The 25,597-nt window shown below is 60.7% G+C and carries 27 protein-coding genes and 1 pseudogene; 20 read left to right on the forward strand and 8 right to left on the reverse strand.

Translation table 11 applies throughout. From position 1 onward, the window contains the following. Positions 1–12: 12 nt before the first annotated feature. Positions 13–224: pseudogene (locus N2600_RS01595) on the reverse strand (sodium:proton antiporter); the annotation flags it as partial. 119 nt (positions 225–343) lie between these two features. Continuing rightward, positions 344–1,786 carry an ArnT family glycosyltransferase gene (locus N2600_RS01600; protein WP_260297775.1) on the reverse strand — a complete coding sequence of 481 codons (1,443 nt, stop codon included), beginning with the start codon at positions 1,784–1,786 and terminating at the stop codon, positions 344–346. Positions 1,787–2,513: 727 nt separating this feature from the next. On the opposite strand from N2600_RS01600, the gene N2600_RS01605 reads away from it, so the two are divergent. From N2600_RS01605 to visR, 13 genes are all read left to right on the forward strand, one after another. Continuing rightward, positions 2,514–4,148, forward strand: a complete 1,635-nt coding sequence (locus N2600_RS01605; protein ID WP_260110074.1) for a globin-coupled sensor protein — start codon at positions 2,514–2,516, stop codon at positions 4,146–4,148. A gap of 63 nt (positions 4,149–4,211) precedes the next feature. After that, positions 4,212–4,508, forward strand: coding sequence for an STAS domain-containing protein (locus N2600_RS01610; RefSeq protein WP_017967009.1), 297 nt, complete (start codon positions 4,212–4,214; stop codon positions 4,506–4,508). Then, on the forward strand, positions 4,505–4,870 hold the full coding sequence (gene cheY1 / locus N2600_RS01615) for a chemotaxis response regulator CheY1 (RefSeq protein ID WP_017958972.1): 366 nt from the start codon (positions 4,505–4,507) through the stop codon (positions 4,868–4,870). Before N2600_RS01610 ends, cheY1 begins: the two co-directional genes overlap by 4 nt. Positions 4,871–4,887: 17 nt before the next feature. Continuing rightward, complete coding sequence (locus N2600_RS01620) at positions 4,888–7,164, forward strand: chemotaxis protein CheA (RefSeq protein WP_222386387.1); 2,277 nt, start codon at positions 4,888–4,890, stop codon at positions 7,162–7,164. A gap of 4 nt (positions 7,165–7,168) precedes the next feature. Next, a complete protein-coding gene (locus tag N2600_RS01625) occupies positions 7,169–7,636 on the forward strand; it encodes a chemotaxis protein CheW (RefSeq protein ID WP_017967011.1) in 468 nt (155 codons plus the stop codon). Beyond that, positions 7,633–8,541, forward strand: coding sequence for a protein-glutamate O-methyltransferase CheR (gene cheR / locus N2600_RS01630; RefSeq protein ID WP_260297776.1), 909 nt, complete (start codon positions 7,633–7,635; stop codon positions 8,539–8,541). The genes N2600_RS01625 and cheR overlap by 4 nt, the downstream gene beginning before the upstream one ends. After that, entirely contained in the window at positions 8,538–9,578 is a 1,041-nt protein-coding gene (gene cheB, locus N2600_RS01635; protein ID WP_017967013.1) for a protein-glutamate O-methylesterase CheB, read from the forward strand. The genes cheR and cheB overlap by 4 nt, the downstream gene beginning before the upstream one ends. Further along, positions 9,579–9,968, forward strand: coding sequence for a response regulator (locus N2600_RS01640; protein ID WP_003556488.1), 390 nt, complete (start codon positions 9,579–9,581; stop codon positions 9,966–9,968). Beyond that, positions 9,965–10,519 (forward strand): chemoreceptor glutamine deamidase CheD, encoded by a 555-nt coding sequence (gene cheD, locus N2600_RS01645; protein ID WP_017967014.1) that lies wholly within the window; start codon positions 9,965–9,967, stop codon positions 10,517–10,519. The genes N2600_RS01640 and cheD overlap by 4 nt, the downstream gene beginning before the upstream one ends. 16 nt (positions 10,520–10,535) lie before the next feature. Beyond that, entirely contained in the window at positions 10,536–10,925 is a 390-nt protein-coding gene (cheT, locus tag N2600_RS01650; protein ID WP_260297777.1) for a chemotaxis protein CheT, read from the forward strand. A gap of 111 nt (positions 10,926–11,036) precedes the next feature. Further along, positions 11,037–12,728 (forward strand): flagellar basal-body MS-ring/collar protein FliF, encoded by a 1,692-nt coding sequence (gene fliF / locus N2600_RS01655; RefSeq protein ID WP_260297779.1) that lies wholly within the window; start codon positions 11,037–11,039, stop codon positions 12,726–12,728. 448 nt (positions 12,729–13,176) lie between these two features. Next, positions 13,177–13,923, forward strand: a complete 747-nt coding sequence (visN, locus tag N2600_RS01660; protein WP_026154436.1) for a transcriptional regulator VisN — start codon at positions 13,177–13,179, stop codon at positions 13,921–13,923. Positions 13,924–13,931: 8 nt separating this feature from the next. Beyond that, entirely contained in the window at positions 13,932–14,678 is a 747-nt protein-coding gene (gene visR / locus N2600_RS01665) for a transcriptional regulator VisR (protein ID WP_222294979.1), read from the forward strand. A gap of 308 nt (positions 14,679–14,986) precedes the next feature. On the opposite strand, the gene N2600_RS01670 is transcribed toward visR, so the two are convergent. The 6 genes from N2600_RS01670 to motA form a co-directional block, all read right to left on the reverse strand. Beyond that, positions 14,987–15,430, reverse strand: a complete 444-nt coding sequence (locus N2600_RS01670; RefSeq protein ID WP_017967018.1) for a hypothetical protein — start codon at positions 15,428–15,430, stop codon at positions 14,987–14,989. 5 nt (positions 15,431–15,435) lie between these two features. Then, the gene (gene flhB / locus N2600_RS01675; RefSeq protein WP_260297780.1) at positions 15,436–16,515 is read right to left on the reverse strand and encodes a flagellar biosynthesis protein FlhB; all 1,080 of its coding nucleotides are present in this window, start codon (positions 16,513–16,515) and stop codon (positions 15,436–15,438) included. 331 nt (positions 16,516–16,846) lie between these two features. After that, entirely contained in the window at positions 16,847–17,887 is a 1,041-nt protein-coding gene (gene fliG / locus N2600_RS01680) for a flagellar motor switch protein FliG (RefSeq protein ID WP_003556501.1), read from the reverse strand. 28 nt (positions 17,888–17,915) lie between these two features. Then, a complete protein-coding gene (gene fliN / locus N2600_RS01685) occupies positions 17,916–18,500 on the reverse strand; it encodes a flagellar motor switch protein FliN (protein ID WP_260297781.1) in 585 nt (194 codons plus the stop codon). A 65-nt stretch (positions 18,501–18,565) separates the two neighbouring features. Further along, complete coding sequence (locus tag N2600_RS01690; RefSeq protein ID WP_260297782.1) at positions 18,566–19,516, reverse strand: FliM/FliN family flagellar motor switch protein; 951 nt, start codon at positions 19,514–19,516, stop codon at positions 18,566–18,568. Beyond that, positions 19,517–20,389 carry a flagellar motor stator protein MotA gene (gene motA, locus N2600_RS01695; RefSeq protein WP_017967022.1) on the reverse strand — a complete coding sequence of 291 codons (873 nt, stop codon included), beginning with the start codon at positions 20,387–20,389 and terminating at the stop codon, positions 19,517–19,519. 254 nt (positions 20,390–20,643) lie between these two features. On the opposite strand from motA, the gene flgF reads away from it, so the two are divergent. The 7 genes from flgF (at position 20,644) to flgG (ending at position 25,591) form a co-directional block, all read left to right on the forward strand. Beyond that, positions 20,644–21,378, forward strand: coding sequence for a flagellar basal-body rod protein FlgF (flgF, locus tag N2600_RS01700; protein ID WP_260297783.1), 735 nt, complete (start codon positions 20,644–20,646; stop codon positions 21,376–21,378). Between the two features lie 119 nt (positions 21,379–21,497). Beyond that, complete coding sequence (gene fliI, locus N2600_RS01705; protein WP_162117826.1) at positions 21,498–22,898, forward strand: flagellar protein export ATPase FliI; 1,401 nt, start codon at positions 21,498–21,500, stop codon at positions 22,896–22,898. 2 nt (positions 22,899–22,900) lie between these two features. Then, positions 22,901–23,443 carry a flagellar protein gene (locus N2600_RS01710; RefSeq protein ID WP_222294978.1) on the forward strand — a complete coding sequence of 181 codons (543 nt, stop codon included), beginning with the start codon at positions 22,901–22,903 and terminating at the stop codon, positions 23,441–23,443. A gap of 180 nt (positions 23,444–23,623) precedes the next feature. Then, positions 23,624–24,016, forward strand: coding sequence for a flagellar basal body rod protein FlgB (flgB, locus tag N2600_RS01715; protein ID WP_064249920.1), 393 nt, complete (start codon positions 23,624–23,626; stop codon positions 24,014–24,016). Between the two features lie 5 nt (positions 24,017–24,021). Continuing rightward, positions 24,022–24,438, forward strand: a complete 417-nt coding sequence (flgC, locus tag N2600_RS01720) for a flagellar basal body rod protein FlgC (protein WP_017967028.1) — start codon at positions 24,022–24,024, stop codon at positions 24,436–24,438. Between the two features lie 3 nt (positions 24,439–24,441). Next, positions 24,442–24,783 carry a flagellar hook-basal body complex protein FliE gene (locus N2600_RS01725; RefSeq protein WP_260297784.1) on the forward strand — a complete coding sequence of 114 codons (342 nt, stop codon included), beginning with the start codon at positions 24,442–24,444 and terminating at the stop codon, positions 24,781–24,783. 19 nt (positions 24,784–24,802) lie between these two features. Continuing rightward, positions 24,803–25,591 carry a flagellar basal-body rod protein FlgG gene (flgG, locus tag N2600_RS01730; RefSeq protein ID WP_222294976.1) on the forward strand — a complete coding sequence of 263 codons (789 nt, stop codon included), beginning with the start codon at positions 24,803–24,805 and terminating at the stop codon, positions 25,589–25,591. Positions 25,592–25,597: the final 6 nt, after the last annotated feature.

The following is a 25,597-nucleotide window of genomic DNA, read 5'->3' on the forward strand; positions in this document are numbered from 1 at the left end:
CGCGCCAATCTCTCATTCTCTTCCCGGCGGAGGGTCATCCGTCGGCATAATTGTATCAGGCCCATGCCCGTCTTCATAGGGCACACTCTCATGATGCACTTGGGCGAGCCGGTCAACCATGCCCAGCGCGATTTCACGCTCACCCATGATGACGGTGTCGGCGCATAGTGATTCAGCTCGTCGACCTCGGCATCGGAATGAGCGCGGGCGACGAGGAGGCTTGAAATCATGGGTCAAGGCGCAAGGGAAACAATTCTCACTCCTGCTCTCTGCCGCGCGGCGCGTGCATAATTCAAAGGGCTACAGTGCCCGCTGCGCCTCTCGAAAAGACGTGGCAGCTCTGTCATCGGGCAGGCTGAACCGGCTCAGGCGCCAGGCAGGCGGCAGAGACCTTGTAGGCGGAAAGCGCTTTGCCCTTATAGTTGCCTTCCGTCGGCTGCCAGTTCTTCAGCACCTCGGGCGTCTCGCTGGCGCAGGTGAAGGGTCCGTCCGTCAGGAAAAGCACCTTGCCAGTGGTGTCGGCCGGCAGAGCGAATTCCTGCTCGTAATAGCTCTCCGGAAGGCCTGCGGGCGCCCGCGCATAGATCCGATAGGATTGATCGCGCAGCGTATAGAAAAGATCGGCGACCATGTCGCGATTGTCGGTGACGATGATGTCGGTGCCGGCCTGAGCTGCGAGAGCGGCCGCCTCGCGGCTGACTTCGGCACGGCCGAGATAGCGCTTCATCAGCGCGTCGCCGTTCGGCAGCAGCAACTGATGCGGAAAGATCGTCGCCAGCGGAAAGAGCAGGCTGGCGATGCCGTTGATGGCCAGCGACAGCCTGAGCCCCATGGGCCACATCCGGTAAAGCAGCCAGACGGCAAGGATGGTCCCTGCGACATAGGCAGTCACGGCCCAGTTGGCATAGGCCTTGGCGACCGTTGCCTGCAGCGTGATCAGCACCACCACCGGTATCGACAGCCAGACCAGTATCTTCTCGCGATCGTCGCTCCTACCCTTGATCATGCGATAGACTGCCCAGAGCATCGCAAAGAAGATGATCGGCCCAACGACGCCGAATTGGGCGGCGAAAAATTCAAGCCCGCGACGCAAGTTGATACCGAGTTCGCTCCAATGGGCGATGTCCTGCGTATGCCGCACCGTCGTGTTGTCGTGCTGCAGGTTCCACCAGAGGTTCGGCAAGGCGACGACCGCCGCGACCGCGACCGCGATGATGAAATCCCGAATGGCGATGCGCGCCGCCGGAATGAGGAGGAGGGCAAGCGCGCCGCCCGGAACGACGAACAGCACGGCATATTTGGTCAGGAAGGCGAGGCCGACGCTAAGGCCCATGACGAGCGCCAGCCCGACCGAGCGTCGCTGCGTCAAGCCGAAATAGGCAAGCAAAGCGATCGCGATAAAAAACAGCAGGATCACGTCGGTCGAGAAGAACACCGAAGAAAGCGCCACGCCCGGAAGCGTGATGTAGGTGGCGCCCGTCCAGCCTTCGATCTCCGGCCCGACGAAACGTTTTGCCGTCTTCATCAGCACCAGTGCGGCCGCCATGTGGATCAGCGGTCCGAGCAGCCTGATCCAATAGATGGCGTTGGACCCGGAAAGCTCGGTCATCGCCCGGATCACCCAGGCAATCATCGGCGGCTTGGAATAGTAGCCGAGATCGAGATTCTGCGACCAGAACCAGTACTGCGCCTCGTCGACGAAAAGGTCCGTCGCATCGAAATTGAGCGTGACCACGCGCCAGAGCGTGAAGCCAAGAACGATGAGGAGACCAGATCTGGGGGACATGAACCGATAGTTCCGCTGACATGAAAGGCGCGAGTGCGATACACCAAAGGTGCCGGACTGCCAACGGGGAAGGGCGGAGATCAGTTTAAAGCATGGCGCGCAAAACTGTGCAGCTGCGGTAACGACATGCGTAAAAGTAAAAATCCAATGCGCGAAGAGCGTATCTGAAAGATCGCGACGCGCTTCAGAACACCCGAAGTGCGCGGAGATCGCGATTTGCAGCGAGAAAATCGAGACGGGCGACGGCGGCAAGCAGCGTCATTGCAATCAAGCAGGAACCCAATCCGAGAACAATCATTGCTCAGTCCTTGTCGACGTCATGTCTTGGTTATCGACCGGCATATAACACGGAGCTTGCGTGTGCCTTGTAGCAGCCGTGCAACTCCGCAGCAGTATTTGCTGTGAACGGCGTTGAATTGCTTCAAAAGCCTGCACCGCGAAAGGCTTATTAACCTTCAGGCAAGGAATTAACCATAAACATTGGTTTACACGTCGGAATGGGAAGATGCACTCGTTCCCACCAGGCATGACGCCGTCCCGCCGTACCGGTTGATCCGGTATCCATCTCTTCAGACAGCTCCGAAACATAGCTGATCAGGGGGCTCGATCCGCCGGTTGTAACCGGTGGTGAGGACCGTCTCCACGCTTCGCGTTCAACGGATGCTGCGCAAGTTTTTGGCCGGGCCTTCGCCCGGAAAGTGGTTGGGGACAGGCGTTGAGGCAGGACATGCCATCAGATCAGGCTCGTGGCGCGCAGGCAGGCAGCTTGCGCGACCGCCTGCGCTTTGCCGGTCTCGATGCCGAACAGTGCGAGTTGGTGCGCCGTAACCGGCCAGCCCTCGAAGCGCATCTGAAGGCAGGCCTCGGGGATCTCTTCCGCAGGTTCCAGTCATTCCCCGACGCCTCGCGCAATTTCGAGAGCGAGCGCCAGGTCGAGCGCCTGCATGATCTGCAGTCCTCGCATTGGGACGTGCTGACGGACGCACGATTCGACAGCCTCTATGCCGAGCGCGTCAAGGTTCTCTCCGATACCGAAAGCAAGATGGGTCTTGACCCGCGCTGGCACGTGGCCGGCCATGGCGTCATGCTGGAGCATGTCGTTTCCGGCCTCGCCGAGCAGATTGCCGGCCGTCCACTGCTGCCGTCGGCCAAACGCCGCACCCGTGAGATCTCCGATCTGATGACAGCGATCATCCGTATCGTCATGGTCGATGTGGAAATTGCCGTCTCGCTTCGCTTCAATGCGCTGCGTGCCGGCGAGCAGCGCGCGCTCGCCGATCAGCGCGTCGACAACGAAGCCGAGATCGCCCGGATATTCGGCGACGTCATCGAGGGCCTGTCCGCACGCGACCTGACGCGACGCGCGCCTGTCGACGGCGATGGCGCCTATGGCGGGATCGCCGCCGCGCTGAACGGCGCGTTGGACGGCCTCCAGGCTGAGTTCACCGCCATTACCGAGCGCACGGTCAAGGCCGAAGCGGCGACGGGCGCGCTTGCCGGCCTGTCACGGCAGTTTGCCGGCACGGCTTCCGGCCAGACCGAGCGGCTGCAGCTTTCCGCGGCGGCCCTTGCCGGCATCGCCGGTAGCGTCCGCGATGGCGCCGCCCACAGCCGCGCTGCCCAACAAGCGGCCGCCACGACGCGCGCTGTCGTCGAGGAAAGCGGCGAGGTCGTCGGCCGCGCGATCAGCGCCATGGCCGATATCGAGCAGTCGGCCGAAAAGATCGGCCAGATCATCGGTGCGATCGACGAGATCGCCTTCCAGACCAATCTCCTGGCGCTGAATGCCGGCATCGAAGCTGCTCGCGCCGGCGATTCCGGCCGCGGTTTTGCCGTCGTCGCCCAGGAAGTCCGCGCCCTTGCCCAGCGCTCGGCCGAAGCCGCCCGCGAGATCAAGACGCTGGTGACGACGACCAAGGCGCAGGTCGATGCCGGCGTGCAGATGGTCGGCCGCACACAGGATTCGATCGGCAGCATCGTACGTCAGGTCACCGACATCAACGCCGCCATATCAGGCATCGCCACCCGAACCGGCGAACATGCCGAAAGCCTCGACAGCGTAACAGCCGACATCAAGGGCCTGGGTGGCGAGGTGGCCGATAGTGCCGGCCTTGCGGAGCGCTCGGCTGAAGGCGCCGACCACCTCCACACCGTCATTCTCGAACTCGGCCAGACGATTCGCGAATTCCGCATCGCCCGGGAAAACGCCGCTGCCGGGCGCCCTGCGCCGGTTCGCGTGACGCCGCCGCGCGCCATCGAGGTCGCCGCTCGTCCGGCACTGGCCGAGGACGGATACGAAAATGACGATTTTAGCCTTCCGCAGCCCTTCGCAAGCGTCGGACGTGGGCGGAATGTTTACTAACCTATCGGATGATCGCCTCAGCTCGTCTTCTCGGGCCGGGGATAAGGGGACAAGGAAAAGCTGATGGCAGCAAAGAAGAGTGGCAAGACGCTGGATTTGACAGCGGTGCTCGACCTCAACGAGGCTTCCGCCTTGCGCGATAAGCTCCTCTCTCTCAGGGGTAGCGGTCTTTCGATAGACGCTTCCGGCGTTGAACGGATCGGTGCTCTTTGCGCCCAGGTTCTGATGTCCGCCGAGAAGACCTGGGAACAGGACAAGCAGCCGTTCACCTTCACCAAGGTGTCCGACGCATTTCAGAAAACCATGCAGTTGGTGGGCGTCAATATTGACCACCTGCTTGCCAAGGAGATTCGGCAATGAAGAAAAAAGTGCTGACCGTGGATGATTCCCGCACAATCCGAAACATGCTTCTCGTGACGCTGAACAATGCCGGCTTCGAGACGATCCAGGCGGAAGACGGCATCGAGGGCCTCGAGATCCTCGAAGAGTCCAACCCTGACGTCATCGTGACCGACATCAACATGCCGCGCCTCGACGGTTTCGGCTTCATCGAAGGTGTCCGCCGCAACGAGAAATATCGGGCGATCCCGATCCTGGTTCTGACCACCGAAAGCGACGCGGAAAAGAAGAACCGCGCCCGCCAGGCCGGTGCCACGGGCTGGATCGTCAAGCCTTTCGACCCGGCCAAGCTGATCGATGCCATTGAGCGTGTAACCGCTTAAACCCAGGATTTGCTCCTATGGATATGAACGAAATCAAAGAGATCTTTTTCCAGGAGTGCGAGGAACAGCTCGCCGAGTTGGAATCCGGTCTTCTGAAAATGAATGATGGCGATCGCGATCCGGAAACCGTCAATGCGGTGTTCCGTGCCGTGCATTCGATCAAGGGTGGCGCCGGCGCCTTCGGCCTTGACGATCTGGTAGCCTTCGCCCATGTCTTCGAGACCACTCTCGATTGCGTTCGATCCAACAAGCTTGAGCCGAACCAGGATGTCCTGAAGGTGATGCTGAAGTCGGCCGACGTGCTCGCCGACCTGACGAACGTTGCGCGCGACGGCGGCAGCGTCGATGAAAGCCGCAGCCGCGGCCTCGTCAGGGAGCTCGAGGCATTGGCCAACGGTGAAATGCCGTCTCCCTCGGCCTCAGCCGAGGCGCCTGCGCCGAGGGCCGCCGCAAAGGCCGCTCCGGCGCCGACCCCCAAGCCGACGGACGACAGCGGCTTCCAGCCAGTCCCCTTTTCCTTCGACGATTTTGGCGGCGAGGACGATGCGGGTAGCATGCCGGCCTATGAAGTCATCTTCAAGCCGCGCTACGAACTCTATTCCAAGGGCAATGACGCCACCCTGCTGCTGCGTGATCTCTCGCGCCTCGGTGAAATGACGATCTATTGCAATGCGGGTGACCTGCCGGGTCTCGAGGAACTCGATCCGGAAGGCGCTTATTTCTTTTGGAACATCACGATCAAGACGGACAAGGGCGAGGACGCCATTCGCACCGTTTTCGAATTCGCCGAGTGGGATTGCGAACTGACCGTGAAGCCGGTCGAAGAAGCAAGGACCGACGCGACCAGCAACGACGAACTGCCGATGGTGCCGGTTCCCTTCGATCTGTCGATCCTCGATGAAACGGGCGCAACGGAAGAGCTTTCCCCCTCAGACGCGCGCGCCGAAGAGACGGCCGCCGCCGTTGCCGCCGCCGAGACTGCCTCCAACGTCACGCAGATGGTCGCCGCCCGCGTCGAGAAGAAGGAATCGGCAGCCGCCGCAGCGGCCGCTGCAAGTGCTGCCGCCCAGAACAATGCCGCCGGTGCCGGCCAGACGATCCGCGTCGATCTCGACCGTGTCGACCGCCTGATCAACCTCGTCGGCGAATTGGTCATCAACCAGGCGATGCTGTCGCAGAGCGTCATCGAGAACGACACGACCGGCACCTCCTCGATCAATATGGGCCTCGAGGAGCTGCAGCAGCTCACCCGCGAGATCCAGGACTCGGTCATGGCGATCCGCGCGCAGCCGGTAAAGCCGGTCTTCCAGCGCATGTCGCGTATCGTCCGCGAAATCGCCGACATGACCGGCAAGTCGATCCGCCTGATCACCGAAGGTGAAAACACCGAAGTCGACAAGACGGTCATCGACAAGCTGGCCGAGCCGCTGACTCACATGATCCGCAACGCCGTCGACCACGGCATCGAAACGCCCGAAAAGCGTGCAGCCGCCGGCAAGAACACCGAGGGCACGGTCCGCCTCACCGCCAAGCATCGTTCCGGACGCATCCTGATCGAGCTTGCCGACGACGGCGCCGGCATCAACCGCGAGAAGGTCCGCCAGAAGGCGATCGACAACGACCTCATCCCGGCCGATTCCAACCTGTCCGACGAGGAAATTGACAACCTGATCTTCCTGCCGGGCTTCTCGACGGCCGACAAGATCTCCGACATTTCCGGCCGCGGCGTCGGCATGGACGTCGTCAAGCGCTCGATCCAGGCGCTTGGCGGCCGCATCAACATCACCTCGAAACCGGGCCACGGCTCGGTCTTCACCATGAGCCTGCCGCTGACGCTCGCCGTCCTCGACGGCATGGTGGTCACCGTCGCCGGCCAGACGCTGGTCGTGCCGCTGACGGCAATCGTCGAAACCCTGCAGCCGGAAGCTGCCGCGATCCACTCCTTCGGTGCGAACCACCGGCTGATCTCGATCCGCAACAGCTTTTGCCCGCTGGTCGATGTCGGCCGCATCCTGAACTTCCGCGCCACCCAGGCCAATCCGGTCGAGGGCGTGGCGCTTCTGGTGGAATCTGAAGGCGGCGGCCAGCGGGCTCTGATGGTCGATGCCATTCAGGGTCAGCGCCAGGTGGTCATCAAGAGCCTGGAAGCGAACTACACCCATGTGCCGGGCATTGCCGCCGCCACCATTCTCGGTGACGGCCGCGTCGCTCTCATCCTCGATGTCGACGCGGTTGTCGGCGCCTCGCGCGGCCAGTCGCTCAAAGCGGAAATGTCGCTAGCAGCGGTGGGATAAGCGAATGTCGTACACGGTAAAAAATCTGAACGAGGGGGATCGCGAGCTGATCGCGTTCCGCATCGGGGATCAGGAATTTTGCGTGAACATCATGTCGGTTCGCGAAATCCGGGGCTGGACCCCGGCGACCGCGATGCCGCATTCGCCTGGCTATATGCTGGGTGTCATCAACCTGCGCGGCGCGGTGCTGCCGATCATCGATCTTGCGGCTCGGCTCGGCATGAAGCCGGCTGATCCCACAGCCCGTCATGTCATCATCGTCGCCCAGGTCTGGCGTAAGGTCGTCGGCCTGCTGGTCGACGCCGTTTCCGATATCCTGACGGTGACCGACGAAACCATCCAGCCGACGCCCGAAATCTCCTCCGAACTCGAGCGTCAATTTGCCCGCGGCATTCTCGCGATCGAGAAGCGCATGATCTGCCTGATCGAACTCGAATCCCTCTTTCCAGAGACCGAAAGCGAAGCCGCATGAGTGTAATGGGCGCAAAAGATCAGAGACAGGGATCCGACGAGGTCCTGGCGAGCGGAGAATATCCGCTGACGCGCCGCGACCTCACTGAGATCGCCGCAATGATCTATTCGGATGCCGGCATCTTCCTCAACGAGACGAAGGCGTCGCTCGTCTATTCGCGCCTGTCGAAGCATATCCGCAATCTCGGTCTGTCCGGCTTTCGGGAATATTGCGACCTCGTCGCTTCGCCGGCCGGCGCCGCAGCGCGCCGCGAGATGCTTTCGCACCTGACCACTAATTTTACCCGCTTCTTCCGCGAGAACCACCATTTCGACCACCTGCGCGACCATGTCCTGCCGGAACTTCTGCAGCGGGCGAGATCGGGCGGCAGAGTGCGCATCTGGTCGGCCGCCTCCTCCGATGGGCAGGAGCCCTATTCGATCGCGCTGACGGTGCTGTCGCTGATGCCGAATGTCGCGGACTACGACTTCAAGATCCTGGCAACCGACATCGACCCGAAGATCCTCGCGATCGCCCGGGCCGGCGCCTATGACGAGAGCGCGCTCGAAACCGTTTCGCCGGCCATGCGCAAGCAATGGTTCAGTGAAGTCGAGGTTCAGGGCCGCAGGAAGTTTCAGGTCGACGACCGCGTAAAGCGGCTGATCACCTACAACGAGCTGAACCTGATGGCGCAATGGCCGTTCAAGGGCAAGTTCGACGTCATCTTCTGCCGCAACGTCGTCATCTATTTCGACGAGCCGACGCAGACGAAGATCTGGCAGCGTTTCGCTGGCCTGCTGCCGGAAGGCGGCCACCTCTATATCGGCCATTCGGAACGTGTTTCGGGTGAGGCAAAACACGTCTTCGACAATATCGGCATCACGACCTATCGCTATACGGCCAAAGGTCTCGGGAGGAAGGCATGAGCGCTCCGGCAAGGGTTCTCGTTGTTGACGACTCCCCGACGATGCGGGGCCTGATCACCGCTGTTCTGAGTTCCGACCCGGAGGTCAACGTCATCGGCCAGGCCGGCGACGCGTTGGAGGCGCGCGAGGCAATCAAGCGGCTGAACCCCGACGTCCTGACGCTCGACATCGAGATGCCGAACATGAACGGTCTCGATTTTCTCGAAAAGATCATGACGCTGCGTCCGATGCCGGTGATCATGGTATCCACAATGACCCATCGCGGCGCCGAGGCGACGCTTGCGGCGCTGGAGATCGGCGCGTTCGACTGCGTCGGCAAGCCGGCTCCGGGCGAAACCAGGCCCTTCGGCGATCTCGCCGAGAAGGTCAAGGCCGCCGCGCGCACGCAACGCCAGTATTCCCAGCCTGTTGCCGCTGTGCCACCGCCCTCGGTCGCCGATTTCCGCGTCGGCCGCAAGATCGTCGCGATCGGCTCGTCGACCGGCGGCGTCGAGGCGCTGATTGCCGTGCTGCAGAAATTCCCGGCGAACTGCCCGCCGACCGTCATCACCCAGCATATGCCGCCGACCTTCACCAAGAGCTTCGCCGAACGGCTGAACCGCCTCTGTGCGCCGGTGGTGCAGGAAGCGACCGATGGTGCCCGTCTCGAAATCGGCAAGATCTATCTGGCACCCGGCGGAGAGCGTCATCTGCAGGTCAGCGGTGCCTCGGCGCCGTGCTGCCGTCTCATCGACCGTGCGCCGGTCAACGGTCACCGCCCCTCGGTGGACGTACTTTTCGATTCGGTCGCGGAACTAGCGGGCCGCAACGCCGTCGGCGTGATCTTGACCGGCATGGGCCGCGATGGCGCCGCCGGATTGTTGAAAATGCGCCACGCAGGCGCCAGAACGCTCGGCCAGAACGAAAAAACCTGTGTCGTTTACGGAATGCCAAGGGTTGCTCACGAACTTGGCGCCGTTGAGCAGCAGCTTCCGCTGTCTGCCATCGGTGAAGAAATATTGAAAATGACAGCCGCCCGAAAGGAAGGGACCGAATAAATGTCGATCGCGGAGAAAATCAAAGTTCTGATCGTCGATGATCAGGTAACGAGCCGGTTGCTGCTCAGCGATGCGCTGACCCAGCTCGGTTTCAAGCAGATCACGTCGGCCGGCGACGGCGAGCAGGGCATGAAGATCATGGCCGAGCAGCCGCACCACCTGGTGATCTCGGACTTCAACATGCCGAAGATGGATGGCATCGGCTTCCTTCAGGCCGTGCGCACCAACCCGAACACCAAGAAGGCGGCCTTCATCATCCTCACCGCCCAGGGCGACCGCGCACTGGTGCAGAAGGCGGCCCAGCTCGGCGCCAACAACGTGCTCGCCAAGCCGTTCACGATCGAGAAGATGAAAGCGGCCATCGAAGCCGTGTTTGGAGCCCTGAAATGATCACTGAGGGGGCAGCCCGCCGCGTGCACATCATTCAGGGCGAGTACAAGGTCCTGAACGATCCGAATGCGGTCCTCTCGACCATTCTCGGTTCGTGCGTGGCTGCGTGCCTCAGAGATCCTGTCGCCGGTGTCGGCGGCATGAACCACTTTTTGCTGCCCGGTTCGGCGACGTCGCCGACAACAGGTGGCGATGCCACGCGGTACGGCGTGCATCTGATGGAACTGCTGATCAACGGTCTCTTGAAGCAGGGCGCCCGGCGTGATCGACTGGAGGCAAAGATCTTCGGCGGCGCGAAGACGATCTCGACATTCTCCAATGTCGGTGAGCAGAACGCGGCCTTCGCCGTGCAGTTCCTGAGGGATGAAGGCATTCCGGTGGTCGGCTCCTCCACAGGCGGAGAGCATGGACGCAAGCTTGAATATTGGCCGGTCTCCGGTCGTGCCCGGCAATACCCCCTGACCGGTGCCGAAACGCAGAGAACCGTCGCTCTCGAGCAGCGCCCCGCCGCTCCGCAGAAGCCCGTCGAAACCAGTATCGAATTTTTTTGATGGCGAGGATTTTCATATGACATTTACCCAGATGATGGAGCCGCCTGCGCCTGTCGAAGCGCTGAGCGACATCCTGATGCGCATCGTGTCCGAACTGCACGATGTCGCCTATCTCATCGAGCGTATCGAGCCGCAGCTTCTCGACCTCGGCGGCGCCGAAATCCTGAACTCGCCGGATGCCATGAAGGTCATGCAGGGCATCGATCTGGCCGTGCAGAAATCGCGCGGCCTTGCCGAATTCATCGACACCATCACCGGCGAAATCCCGCACGGCTGGGCAGTCGACGTCGCGACCGCGCTCAGCCTCGTCAAGCTGGCCGAGATGCAGAAGGCATTGGGCGGCGCCACGCGCCACGGCCACTCCCAGCCATTGAGCAAGGCAGCCGGCGACTGCGATTTCTTCTAGGGTCTTTTCGGCCCGCACCCGCTTCACGAAACGCTCGCACAAGTTTCGCCGACTATTCGTCAGATGAGGCAATAAGCCTGCTTTGTCTTTGACGGATTGTGCGAGAACAGAATGAATCTGTTAAATCAATTAGTTCAGATCTTTAAGAACTTCGGTTCCCTTGGCCGAACACGCCTGATGATTCTCGGAGGCGTCGGTGCCGTCTCCATCGCAATCGTCCTTGCGGCCGCCCTTTTCGTCAACAAGCCGGCACAGGAAACGCTCTACGTCGGTCTGGACTCGCCGGATCTCAACCAGATCAGCATGGCGCTTGCCGAAGCCAACGTCGATTTCCAGGTCGGCACGGACGGCTCCAGCATCAGCGTCCCCGCGGGGATGACGGGCAAGGCCCGCCTGATGCTTGCCGAGCGCGGCCTGCCGAACAGCGCCAACGCCGGTTACGAACTCTTCGACAATGTCGGCTCCCTCGGCCTGACCTCCTTCATGCAGGAGGTGACGCGGGTTCGCGCTCTGGAAGGCGAAATCGCCCGCACCATCCAGTCGATCTCGGGTATAACGGCCGCACGCGTCCATATCGTCATGCCGGAGGTCGGAAACTTTCGGAAGGCGGAGCAGAAACCGACTGCCTCCGTCATGATTCGCGCCACCGCCACAACTGGACGCAGCGCAGCGACCTCGATCCGCCACCTCGTCGCCTCGGCCGTGCCGGGGCTTGACGTCGATGACGTGACCATTCTCGATTCCGCCGGCCAGCTGCTCGCTTCCGGCGACGAGGCGAGCAACAGCTCGCTGAATCGTTCGCTCAACATCGTTCAGAACGTTCAGCAGGAAGTCGAATCCAACATCGACAAGGCGCTGGCACCCTTCCTCGGCATGGACAACTTCCGCTCCAGCGTCACCGCCGATCTCAACACCGACGCCCAGCAGATCCAGGAAACGACCTACGATCCCGAATCCAAGGTCGAACGCTCGGTTCGCTCGACGAAGGAAGCCCAGCAGTCGCAGCAGAAGCAGTCCGATAGCGCGACGACGGTCGAGCAGAACATTCCGCAGGCGGCCCCTGCGGCGGGCGGTTCCGCCGGGCCCGAATCGCAGGACAAATCCGACAAGCGCGAAGAGCAGACCAACTACGAAATCAACAGCAGGACAACGGCGACGACCCGCAACAGCTATAAGGTCGAGAAGCTTTCGATCGCTGTCGTGGTCAACAAGGGCCGCATCGCCAAGATGGTCGGAGAACCCGCCGACCAGACCAAGGTCGACGCCTATCTTGCCGAAATGCAGAAGATCGTCGCCTCGGCGGCCGGCATCGACGCCAAGCGCGGCGACGTCGTCACCGTCACGGCCATGGACTTCCTCGAGAACCAGCTGCTCGAAGACGCCACCGGCGGTGTCCGCGTCATGGACATGCTGAGCCGCAACCTTGCCGGCATCATCAACTCGCTCGCCTTTGTCGCGGTCGCCTTCGTGGTCGTCTGGATGGGCCTGCGGCCTCTGGTGCGCAGCGTCAGCGGCAACGGCAGCTCTGCGGCTTTCGGCGACGCCACGCCGGAAGCGGCCGGTCTCGAACTTCCGGACTTCGCGCCGGCATCGGGAGCAGGCGGGGGCGCTCTTATGGACGGCTTCGGGTCCGATTTCGGCTTCGACAGTACCGAGGACCTGCTCAGCCTCGGCGACGACGACGGAAACTTCAATCGGCGCGTCAAGGAAGGCCCGGAACGCAAGCTTTCCCGGATGGTCGAGATCAACGAGGAACGCGCCGCGAAAATCCTCAGGAAATGGGCGATCGACGAGGCAGCGTAAAACAAAGGCCGGGCAACCGGCCTTTTTTATGTCGGTACCGAAGCTTGTTTCCCCAACCACTGTTTGCTGAAAAGCCGTGACTGGGATGCGAGAAACTCGGGCATGGCAATCAGGGTCCGGAATTTGAACAGGACCGTATAACCGACCGCGTTGAAATGCGACTGCAGAGCGACCGGACGAGGCAGACTCGCGTAAAACGCGAAGCGAGTTGCGATGCCGCCAGAATCACCTTAGCCTCCCTCTATCTTGAAGGCTGGAATGAATGGTCGAATCAGTGCATTGGCGACTGCGAAAGTAAATCCCTAGAAGTCGGAGATGGTGATTTGCATCGACTGGCTTACCCTTGGGTGATTCGAAATGGGATTCGAGTGGGACTTGAGTTGAATCCCCTACAGAAAAATTGCTGTTGCACCGAGTTCGATCGTTTCTCAGCCGCAGGACATTGCCAATGGATATGAATGTAATTCAGGCGAGCAAAGGCGAGAGGCATATGGCGAATTTCGCGAGTGCGGTGGTGCCGGATCTGCTGCCACGTGATGAGCTGCTCCAGCGCCTTCACGGTGTCGCTAGCACCGGTAGGTTGCAGTCTGGTTTGCGCGCACTGACGGATTACGTGGGTGCTTCGCACTACCTTCTGGCGCGCTGCGATCTCCTCCAGGAAAGTGGCCTCGATTTCATCGTCTCGTCGGACTGGCCCTTCGACCTGGTCAGGGACATCGCCAATGATCTGGTCCGCGGTTATGCCCGCTCGACCGAGTTGGAAAAATGCATGCAGGTTTTCCAGCCGAATTTTGCCCTCCTGCCTGACAGTGCCGAGATTCCGGACGGCGCTAGCCGCCAATATTGTTCGGTGACCTTCAATGTCGGCCGGTCGCGGCTGGCTCTGATGTTCCTGTTCGGCGAGGGGTTCATCCTTTCGCCGGAGCGCCTGCGGGATGTAGGCCTGCTTGCAGGTTATGTCGCGAGCTTCCTGCGCTGCGGTGGTACGAAGGTCGATCGCGATTTCGAATTGACCGACCGCGAGCTGGAATGCCTGTTCTGGATCGCCGAGGGCAAGACCAGCGACGAGATCGCGATGATCCTCGGAATCTCTCGCAATACCATCAACAACTACATCACCAGCGTGATGCGCAAGACAGCGACCAAGACCCGGTCCGAGGCCATTGCCTTCGCCGTCCGCAATAATCTCGTATAGGGGGATCTATGGCGTATCCAGCAGGCAGGACCATGAGCAGTGCTGAGCAGCTGCGCATGGTGCGTGTGAACAGGATTTCCAGTCGGTCCGATCTTTTTCCGCGGCTGATTGCGATGCAGAAGCTCACCGATGCGCAAGGGTTCGCAATCTTCCGCGTCAGCGGCTCGGGTCTTCCGGCAAAGCAGCGCCTTATCTGCGAGCTCGAGAACTGGGGGCCTTCCAACGCCGGTTTCAATAAGGCCTTCACGGATGCTTACGGCGATATTCTTCTCGACCATATCGACAAGTCGCTGCTGCCGCTCTCATGGGCCGGCGGTTACGACCGCACGGCACCCGGACCGGCGGACTTCTCGCCGTTCATGACGCGGCTGCAGGACGGTATTCTGCCATTCTCCGGCCTTGCCTTTCCAGTGCGGCTCGGCGCCGTCGGCAATGGCTTCATCCTTTTCACCGGTGATGAACTCGATCCCTCGAGCGATACCATCGTCGAGCTGCACGGTCGCTGCTGCCACATCATGATGGATCTTCTCTCGCTCGACGAACGCCGCACGGCTGCCGCCGAGGCGCTCAGCGAACGCGAGATCGCCTGTCTGCAGCTTGCCGGCGACGGCCGCATCAGCGAAGAGATTGCCGACAAGCTTGGCCTGTCCGTGCACACCGTGAACGCCTATCTCGGCTCGGCGACCATCAAGCTCGATTCCGTCAATCGCATCCAGGCGATCGCCAAGGCGATCCGGCTCGGCTATATCAGCTGAACGCGTGCCATCGCTTACAGCGTCGCGCGTCCTTCAGACCCGCGAGAGCATATCGCGCACAAGTGTGCAGCGGCTTTGCGATAACGACAGGCGTAAAACAAAGACCTAGAGCAATTCCAGCAAAAGTGCGTAGCGGTTTTGCGTCCGGAATTGCGTGAAAACAAAGAGGTAGAGCATTTCCGGGATTCGGAGAAAAACGGAAATGCTCTAAAGCGCGACAAGCGAATCTGAAAAATCGCGATGTGCTTTAGGACGCTGTAACGCTTCGAATTGCAAGGCGAATGAAAGCTTGGTTGTCATGAAAGAGGTTAGCCGGCCAGCGCCTGAGGCGGCTGGTTGACGCTGTAACGCGCTTCCCGAAGGCTCTTTTTGAGGAAGATGGTGTTCTCGTCGGGATCGACCGAGGGATCCTGGAAAGCGATATGATTGATCTCGATGCCGGCGTGATCTTCGGCAAGGGTGAGCTGGGCGTAGACGGTGACGCCGCGCGGCTTGATTTCCAGGTCGAGAACGACTTCGGGCTTGCCGCCCCACTCCAGCGTATAATTGCCGCCCAGGCCGAAATTCACGGTGCCCGGATGAAAGAAAAGCTCCGCCGCCGAAGCGACGAGATCGGAAAGATTGCCGTAATACTCGAAGCGCAGCAGTGAAATAAGGTCAGAAGCATCCAGAAGGCGCAGTTCAGTGGCGACCGGGCTGATGGCGTCTGCGAGGATCTTTTCACGCTGGGTAGAGTGGGGACATTTTTTCATTCGGCTTATCTGACCCGTTTGTTCTTGGCGTCCGCGGCATAGACCCGGTGGATCAGCTCCGCAACCGCCTTATAGAAGACTGACGGGATGACACTATCGATCGAGACTTGCGCAAACATGGAGCGCGCAAGCGGCGGATCCTCGAACACCGGTATGCCGTTCTGCTCGGCAATCTCCCTGATTTTGAGCGCGATCAGGTCCTGACCCTTGGCCAGCACCACCGGCGCATCGTTCTCTTCACGCGAGTAACGCAGCGCCACCGCAAAGTGCGTCGGGTTTGCAATCACTAGCGTCGCCCGGTGCACGTTGGCGATCATGCGCCGGCGCGCGCGGTCGCGCATCAGCGAGCGCTGCCGGCTCTTGACGAAGGGGTCGCCCTGCGCCTGCTTGTTTTCTTCCTTTATTTCGTGCCGCGTCATCTTCAACTCGGTGAACCAGTGATGGCGCGTCCAGAAAAGATCGGCGATGGCCACGATCGCGGTGGCGATCAGCATGACGATGATGATCTTGCGCATCGCTGCCATTATTCGCACGAGAATCGTCTGCGGATCGGAGAACATCGCGTCGATCGAGCCGAAATATTCGCTCCTGAGCACGAAGAACAGGATCACCCCGACGACGACGACCTTGAACAGCGATTTTCCGAATTCGACCAGGCCGGGCACGCTGAACAGCCGTGACCAGCCTTTGATCGGCGAGATACGCGAGGCCTGCGGGCGGATGCGTTCAAGCACCAGTGTCGGCAGATTCTGGAAGACCGAGGAGGCGATGCCGAACACCATAAACAGGATGAAGGCGGGCGCCACCAGCGCCGCACTTGCCCAGCCGAGCCGCCCGAACAGCGCCAGCACATCCGGTCCCGTCTCGATCTTCCATTGGTCGGGCTGTTCGAAGATGTCGCGTAGCGTTTCACTCATGCGCCCGACGCTGTCGGGAAGGAAGAATACGAGATAAATAAAGGTAGCGAGGATCGTCGCAAAAATCGAAAGTTCGCGCGAAGACGGCACGTTGCCCTTTTCCGCGGCATCGCTTTGCTTTTTCGCGGTTGGGGCTTCTGTTTTGCTGTCCTTGTCATCGTCTGCCAAGTCGCGGCTCTCCGTCAAAGAAATAGGCCGCAGCTAATGCATATCGCCCAAAAACGTGCAGCGGTTTGGGATGACGACATGCATCAAAACAAAGATCTAAAGCGCGTCGCACGAACCGAGCTCTATGCGACGCGCTTTAGAGCGGAGCCTGTTGCGGGAAGGGTAGTCGCCTGCGGCACGGCGATCAACAGCGGCCTTTCGGCATGCCGGATTTGTCAACAGTCTCGAAGAGCCAAAGCATGTCGCGCATAAGTGTGCAGCGGTGCGACAACGACATGCGTAAACTAGAGACCTAAGGCGCGAGGAGCGAATCCGAAAGATCGCACGCGCTTTAGGCGGCTGCCGAAGCGTCGCCTTCCTTTTCCTTGAGCTCGATCTGGCCGGAATTGGCCAGGCGAATCGCTTCCTGTGCCACGGCGCGGCGGGCAATCGCGATCTCGCGCGGATTGACGCCGCCCATGCCGCTCTGCAGATCCGATTCGATCATGCGGCGCTGGCGTGGGCTGATGGCGGAGAGAACCGACTCGCGGATCTCGGGCGGCGACCCGCGCAGCGCGACGGTGAGCACATCCGTCGAGATGTCGTTGAGCAGCATGACGCGGCTGCGCTGCGGCATGTACATGAGATCCTCGAACAGGAAAATCTTCGGGCGAACCTTGTTGACCGACTCGCGGCTGATCGATTCGAGCGAGGTGAGCAGCGTGTCGACCTGCGGCTTGTCGAGTTCGTTCATCAGATCGGCGACCTTCGTCGAGCCGGCTGCGTTGCGCTCTGCCTCGACCTCGGCAAGCAGCGTCATGACCTGGTTTTCGATGATCTGCGCAGCCTTCGGGCTGACCGCCTTCATGTTGACCGTTCTGTTCATGATGTCGGCGCGGCGGTTGTCGGGAAGCTGCAGCAGCACCTTGGCGCCGAAGGAGGAGGGCATCATCGAAAGAATATAGGCGACGGTCTGCGGATGTTCGCGCAGCAGGAACTGCGCGACGAATGTCGGCTCCGCCTCACTGAGGCGATCCCAGATCGAGGTTTCGTAGGCCTGGAATGCGGTGCGGCGGCCGAGCAGGCTGTCGACCTCGTCAGGCGTCAGGCCTTCTTCCAGAATGGCCTCGATCGCCTTGGCGTTGTCCATCAGTCCGGCGCCCTCGGTGAAGAGGTCTTCGAACTCGGAGACGAGCAGCAGCAGTTCGTCCGGCGGAATGGCGCGCAGCGACTGGGCGGAAGAGATAATGGTCTGCAGTTCAGCCTGGGTGAAATATTTCAACAGCCGGCCGGCGACTCCTTTTCCCATAGCGAGAAGAACAGCCGCTGCTTTTTCAGCCTGGGTCAACGGTTTCCCGGCTAGCGCGCCGCCGAAATCGTCAAAGTCCATCATGGTCTAACCTCTCCGTCCCACACAGGGATCAGGCTTTTTTCGTACTCAAAACTTCTATCAGTTTCACACCGAATCGTGTGTCGTCGTTATCGAGCACCGTAATCTCGCCGCGGGCAATCCTGCGGCCATTCACCATGATCTCGACCGGTTCGCCGATCTTCTTGTCGAGGGCGATCGTCGCCCCTTCATTGAGGTTCATCAGGCCGGAGACCTGCATCCGGCTGGTGCCGAGCATGATCTGGACGTCGATCGGGATGTCCATGATCAGGTCGAAGTTGGAGTTCAAAGCGCTGCCGAGCGGGGCCGGCGACGCCTCGAAGGAGGAGCTACTGCCGAAATCCATGCCGGCAGCCGAGCTGGCATCGCCGCCGAAGTCGCCGCCGAATTCGTCGCTGCCAAAGGAGGTTTCCGAAGTCTCGCCGCCAAAGGCCGCCAGGTCCGTTCCTGCTGCGAAGGGGTCGCTCTGCAGGTCGTCGCCAAACTGCGACAGGTCGCCATCGGCATCCTGCTTCAGCACGCCGCGCAGATCGTCGATCGCCTGGTCGAGATCTGCTTCGCTGCCCGGAAGATCCAGGGAGAGGTCGCTGTTCTGCTGTGTTTTCTTCGTCGCCATGAAATCACTATTCCAGTTGAAACTTGCCTCAAACTGCCTTTGCAGCCCAAAAGCCAGAGAACCGATTAATTCATTAAATGACGGATGAGTTCATCATCCGAGTTCATCGTATCCTTGACGCGGACCATGTAATTTTCGCCTGAACGCCCGAACTCGCACACATACAATTCCTTGGTGTTGGCGCTGACCTCGACGCGCACATCGCCGTGATCGCGGAACGGAATGACGTCGCCGACCATCAGCTTCGATATTGTCCGCAGCGTCAAGTCCTGCAGCCTGATCTTGGCCTCGAGCGTGACATGGGAGCGGCGGACCTGATCGCCGAGCTGTTCGGCCCATTCCGCTGAGTTGCTGCTGGCCTGGCGTTTCGGCTTCGGCGGTGTCACCTTGGTCTTGAGCAGTGCCGTCTGCGGAACGATCAACGAAAATTCCGAAACGATGCCGGCAAGCGTGATCGACATGTTGATGGCAGCCGCGAATTCGTCCGGACGATCCTCCGGCGGCCGGGCGCGCATGTCATGGGCGTGCGGGGCCGAAAGGCTCGGTTCGAAACCGCCCGGCGCGTTGACGGCCGAGCGCAGCACCTTGGCGATCTTGTCGAAGACCATGACCGCCAGATCGAGCTCGATGATCGAAAGCAGCCGTTCGGCCGGTTCCTCGATCGTATCGGCTGTGGCCCCGAGCAGATGCTCCATCAGTGTGATGACGAAGCCATTGCCGCAGGCAAGCGTAATGTTCTGCGACCAGTTGCGCAGCGTCGCGTCGACGAGTGTGACGTTCGCGCTCAGGTCTTCGATGAGGTGGGTCTTGTAGCCGATCTCGCAGCCGAGATAGTTGACCGTCACGTCGAGGCCGGTCTCGCTTTTGATGACGTCGGGAAAGAATTCGCTGTAGATTTCCCCGAAGGAACTGCAGATCTTGGCGACCCTGCCTCTGTCGCCAAGCCCGCCTGTCAGCTTGGCAAGGAGGGCAGGATCCATTGCCGGTTTGTCGTGCGAAGCATTGCTCATAGTCATTTAAGCCGCCTTGTTTTCGCCACCTGGGTTCATCATTTCCTGCTCGACCGCATCGATGGACGGACGCTCGTAAGCCGAGATCGTCTTGCGGCCGTATTCGAGCGCGACCTGCGGCACCGAGCCGTTCATATAGGCAAGCAGCGTCTGCTTGACGATGACGTAGAGACGGTGCTGCTTGTTGCGCACGACCTTGATCTGGGAGACCAGCGGCGAGCAGACGCAGTAGGACAAGAGAATGCCGAGGAAGGTGCCGACGAGCGCCGAGCCGATCAGGTGACCGAGCACCTCAGGCGAATCGTTGATGTGCGCCATCGCCTTGATGACGCCGAGAACGGCCGCAACGATGCCGATCGCCGGGAAGGAATCGCTCATGATCTGGATCGAGTGGTAGGGCTTCATCTTGTCGTGCATGATGGTGTTGAGCTCTTCGTCCATCAGCGCCTCGATCTCGTGGCTGCGGGCGTTGCCGATGATGATCAGGCGGACGTAGTCGCAGATGAACGCCGTCAGCTCCTTGTTCTTCAGAACCGTCGGAGCCGACTGAAAAATTGTCGATTCGGCCGGATTGTCGATATGGGCTTCGATCTCGTTTCGCGACTTGGTGCGCAGGTCGCGCATCAGCGAATAGAGCACGCCGAGCGTATCGAGATAGTTGCGTTCCTTCGGCACGGCGTGCCTGAAGGCTTCGCTGAGCGCCTTGCCGGAATCCTTCACCACCTTCATCGGGTTCGCCATGATGAAGCTGCCGAGGCCGGCGCCACCGATGATGAGGAATTCGAAGGGCTGGAGCAGCGCATCCACTTCGCCGCCCATCGCCATGAAGCTGCCGACGATACAGCCGCAAGTCACTATAAATCCGATAATGATATTCATCGTCAGCCCAATCTGAACGTTGCTTTTCTTTGAGACGGATAGGGTTTCTGCCTTGCGTGAGGCTGATGAAAGGCCCGGTCGCCAAGCATTTCCGCGTGCCAGCTTCGCGCAAGCATCTGCCGTCAGTCTAAAGGAGACGAATGGGTGCCCGCACCCGTTTCTGAGATGCTGCCTCAGCGAAATCCCGGCCGAACCAGATGTGACGACGCCCGGCTTTTCGTCCCGTTCATCGCCAATGCTTGGAGCTTACCGACATGCAATCCGGTCTTTATGTTTCTCTGTCGTCGCAGATGGCCCTCGAAAAGCGTCTAAACACCATCGCAGACAACATGGCGAACGTGAATACGACCGGTTTTCGCGCCACTGAGGTGAAGTTTGACGAAATGGTGGCGAATACCCAGAACAAGCTGAACACCAAGGTCGCCTTCGTTTCCCAAGGCAACGACTACCTGAACGAGGGAAACGGCGAACTGCAGCACACCGGCAACATGCTCGATTTCGCCATCAAGGGTGATGCCTGGTTTTCGCTCGATACGCCGGCCGGCCGCGTGCTGACGAGGGATGGCCGCTTCACCATCAAGGAAACCGGCGAACTTGTTTCGATCCGGGGATACCCGGTTCTCGATGCCGGCGGTGCCCCGATCCAGCTCAACACCAAAGGGGGCGAGCCCGCCGTCGGCACCGACGGCATCATCTATCAGGGCGGCCGCCAGGTCGGCTCCCTCGGCCTGTTCGAGGCCGATATCAGCAAGGGTTACCTGCGCTACGAAAACAGCGGCATCATGACCACCGACCAGCCACGCGCCGTCGTCGACCGCTTCAATGTCGGTGTCGAGCAGGGTTATCTCGAAAACTCCAACGTCAACGCCATGCGTGAAATCACCCAGCTGATCGAAGTCAACCGCGCCTTCGAAAGCGTCTCGTCGCTGATGCGCGACAGCGAAGATTCCTTCAAGGAAGCCGTCCAGACACTTGGGGGCAGCCGCTAATGCATGTCGCTCAAAAGTGTCCGGCGGTTTTGGAAGGACGACATGCACAAGAACAAAGACCAAAAATACGTCGCATGCAGCAAGCTGCACGCGGCGTATTTTAGGGCGAGAGTTAAAGCATGAGCACCACGCTACTGTCTGAGGACGGCCTTTCCCCGAAGCTGGCGCACCTGGCGAACCTCGTCGACCGATACGCATCGCCGGAATTTGCGGTTGCCCATGGCGGTCGCGTGCAGACCATCGCCGCCGGCCACTACACGGTTCACGGTCTCTCCCGCCATGTTCGTCTCGGCGAGTTCGTGGCCCATAAATCCGCGACCGGCATCCATCTCGGCGAAGTCGTGCGCGTCGAACCGGAGCTGATCTATGTCTGCCCGATCGAACCCGGCGAGCCGATCGGCATCCACGATACCGTGATCCGCAAGGGCGCCTTCCGCATTTCGCCGTCGGACAGCTGGTGTGGGCGCACCGTCAACTCGCTCGGCGAGCCGATCGACGGGCTGGGTCCGATCACCGAGGGGCTCGATCGCCGCTCGATCTCCAATACCGCGCCGCCCTCGATGACCCGCAAGCGTGTCGAGACCGGCTTCAAGACCGGCGTTCGCGCCATCGACATCTTCTCGCCGCTCTGCCTCGGGCAGCGCCTCGGCATCTTCGCCGGCTCCGGTGTTGGCAAATCGACGCTCCTGTCCATGCTCGCCCGCGCCGATGCTTTCGACAAGGTTGTCATTGCGCTCGTCGGCGAGCGCGGCCGCGAGGTGCGCGAATTCATCGAGGATACGCTCGGCAGCAATATGAGGAAGGCGATCGCCGTCGTCGCAACCAGCGATGAGAGCCCGATGCTGCGCAAGATGGCGCCGCTGACGGCCGTCACCATCGCCGAACATTTCCGCGACAAGGGCGAGAACGTTCTCTTCATCGTCGACAGTGTCACGCGTTTCGCCCATGCGATCCGCGAGGTGGCGACCGCCTCCGGCGAGCCGCCGATCGCGCGCGGCTATCCCGCTTCCGTCTTCACCGAGCTGCCGCGCCTGTTGGAACGCGCCGGCCCCGGCCCCGAGGGCGCCGGCACCATCACTGCGATCATCTCGATCCTTGTCGACGGCGACAATCACAACGACCCGATTGCCGATTCGACGCGCGGCATCCTCGACGGTCATATCGTCCTGCAGCGCAGTCTCGCCGAAGAGGGGCGTTATCCTCCGATCGATCCGCTCGCCTCGATCTCGCGTCTTGCCCGCAAGGCCTGGACGCCGGATCAGGAAAAGCTGGTGTCGCGGCTGAAGGTACTGATCCATCGTTTCGAAGAGACGCGCGACCTGCGCATGATCGGCGGTTACCGCCAGGGGGCCGACCCCGATCTCGACATGGCGATCAAGCAGGTGCCGATCATTTACGACGTTCTGAAACAGTCTCCGGGCGATCGCGACTCGCTTGATGCCTTCGCCGATCTCGCCGGCGCACTCAAGGCTGCGGCCGGCATGGGCAATCAGGGCGCACCCATTCAGAGGAGAGGCTAGACGTGGCTGAATTCGACGACGAACGCATCGCTTCCCTGAACCAGCGCAGGAAAACCGTCATCCTGGATCGTGTGCTGACCTTCAGCGGCCTGGCGCTTGCCGGCGCCTCCGCTTTTTTCCCCTGGTACGTGTTCTTCAACGCGGACAAGTTCGGCATCAATGTTGCCACCAGCAACAATTCGCGCGAACTGCCGGATTGGCCGGCCCGCAATGTCTTTAGCGTCTCGCCGCTTGCCATGGTCAACAAGAACGAGGGGGACAAGAAGGCCCCGCCGATCGATCCGCTGACGACCGCAACGGTGTCTGATCTCGGCAAGGAGCGCGATGGCGGCCCCATATTGGAGGATCAGCCCTTCCCCGGGAAGTCTTCTTTTCGCCTGCTGCATGTCTCCAACGGCCGGGCGCTGATCGAGGATCCCTCCGGCATGTATGTGGTGCGCATCGGCTCGATCCTGCCCGATGAAAGCCGCCTTGCGACACTCGAGCAGCGCGATGGCAAATGGGTGATCGTCACCTCAAAGGGTGAGACCTACCAGAACAACTGAGCCTGACCGCAAATCCTGGCAACAGGGGCTCCGCCGCGAACCGGCCGGAGCCCCTGTTCTTTTGCCCCTGTTCTTTCGATAGCGGCGGCGTTCGCAGAAAAGCCTCTCGAAGCCTGAATTCCCGTAAGTCCCACGCAAGATTACCGCACTAGGTTCGGGACAGTAAAAACGGAGAGTTTCATGCAACCAATCCAACTTTTCGACTTGGCTTCGCGACAGGCGGAATGGCTGACGATCCGTCAGCAGGTTGTTGCCGGCAACATCGCGAATGCCAATACCCCGAAGTTCCACGCGAAGGACGTCACGCCCTTTGACGCGGTGCTCGACAAGTCCGACATCGCCATGGCGCGCACCAATCCGGCGCATCTCAGCGGTAACGATTTCAGCAACAGCGGCGATATCGACGTCAAGGAGGCCGCACTCGACCAGGAAATCGGCGTCCAGGAATCCGGCAATACGGTCGGTTTGGCCGAGGAGCTTTCCAAGTCGGGCGATATCAAGCGCCAGTACGATCTGAACACCTCGCTGGTCAGTTCCTTCAATCGCATGATGTTGATGACCGTCAGGAAGTAAAAGTCATGGATCCGCTTTCAGCAGCAATGAAAATCGCCGGTTCCGGGCTCGAGGCCCAGTCGACGCGGTTACGCATCGTCTCGGAAAACATCGCCAACGCCCGCTCGACCGGCGACACACCCGGCGCCGAGCCCTATCGGCGCAAGACGATCACCTTCGGCCAGCAGATGGATCGCACCAGCGGCGTCGAGACGGTCGGCGTCAAGAAGGTCGGCGTCGACGAAGGCGACTTCAGCACCGAATTCGATCCCAGCAATCCGGCCGCGGACAAGAAGGGCGTCGTCAAGCTGCCGAACGTCAACATCCTGGTCGAGATGGCCGACATGCGCGAAGCCAATCGCTCGTATGACGCCAATCTGCAGACCATCAAACAGACCCGCGATCTCATCTCCTCCACGATCGACCTCCTGAAGAGCCAATAATCAATGATCAGCAGCGTCCAGAATGTCAGCAACCTGTCGATGACCCGTGCGCTTGGCGCCGTCGACACCGAAAATTCCGCCTCCTCGTCTGCCGCCACCATGCCGGGCACCGCGGCTGCCGCCAACGGCATGAGCTTCGCCTCCGTCATGGGCAACATGGCGAGCGACGCGGTCAGCAGCCTGAAGGGTGCGGAAAGCATGTCCTTTGCCGGTATCAAGGGAACGGCGACGACGCGTGAAGTCGTCGATTCCATGCTCCAGGCCGAGCAGACGCTGCAGACCGCGATTTCCATCCGCGACAAGGTCGTCTCGGCCTTTCTCGAAGTCACCAAGATGCAGATGTAACTGATTTGAGGACGAACACATGAGAGCGCTCGCCATCGCAGCAACGGGCATGGATGCCCAGCAGACCAATCTGGAAGTCATCGCGAACAATATCGCGAACATCAATACGACGGGTTTCAAGCGCGCCCGCGCCGAATTCTCCGATCTTCTCTACCAGACCGAACGTGCCAAGGGTGTCGCCAACCGTGCCAACCAGGCCGTCGTTCCGGAAGGTGCCAATATCGGCCTCGGCGTCCAGACCTCGGCGGTCCGCAACCTGCATCTCCAGGGCGAACTGACCCAGACCGGCAACGATCTCGACGTGGCGCTGATCGGCAAGGGCTTCTTCCAGATCCAGTCGACCGACGGTACGACGCTTTACAGCCGCGCCGGCGCCTTCAACAAGAACGACCAGGGCCAACTCGTCACCATCGATGGCTACGAGGTCCTTCCCGGCATCACTATTCCGACGGGCTCGACCGAGCTGACGATCAGCCGCTCCGGCCAGGTTTCGGCCAAGCTGCCGGGTGCGGCGGACGCGACCGTACTCGGGCAGTTGACGCTTGCCGACTTCGTCAACGAGGCGGGTCTCCAGCCGCTCGGCGACAATCTCTTCCAAGAAACGGCGGCCTCCGGCGAAGCGGTCATCGGCAATCCCGATGAGGAAGGTTTCGCCTACATGAAACAGGGCTATCTAGAATCCTCGAACGTCGACCCGGTGAAGGAAATCACCGAGCTGATTTCGGCCCAGCGCGCTTACGAAATGAATTCCAAGGTGATCACCACCGCTGATGAAATGGCCTCCATCGTCAGCAAGAACCTGAAGTAAGGGAAG

This window comes from Rhizobium sp. WSM1274, assembly GCF_025200775.1.
Taxonomy (GTDB): domain Bacteria; phylum Pseudomonadota; class Alphaproteobacteria; order Rhizobiales; family Rhizobiaceae; genus Rhizobium; species Rhizobium leguminosarum_I.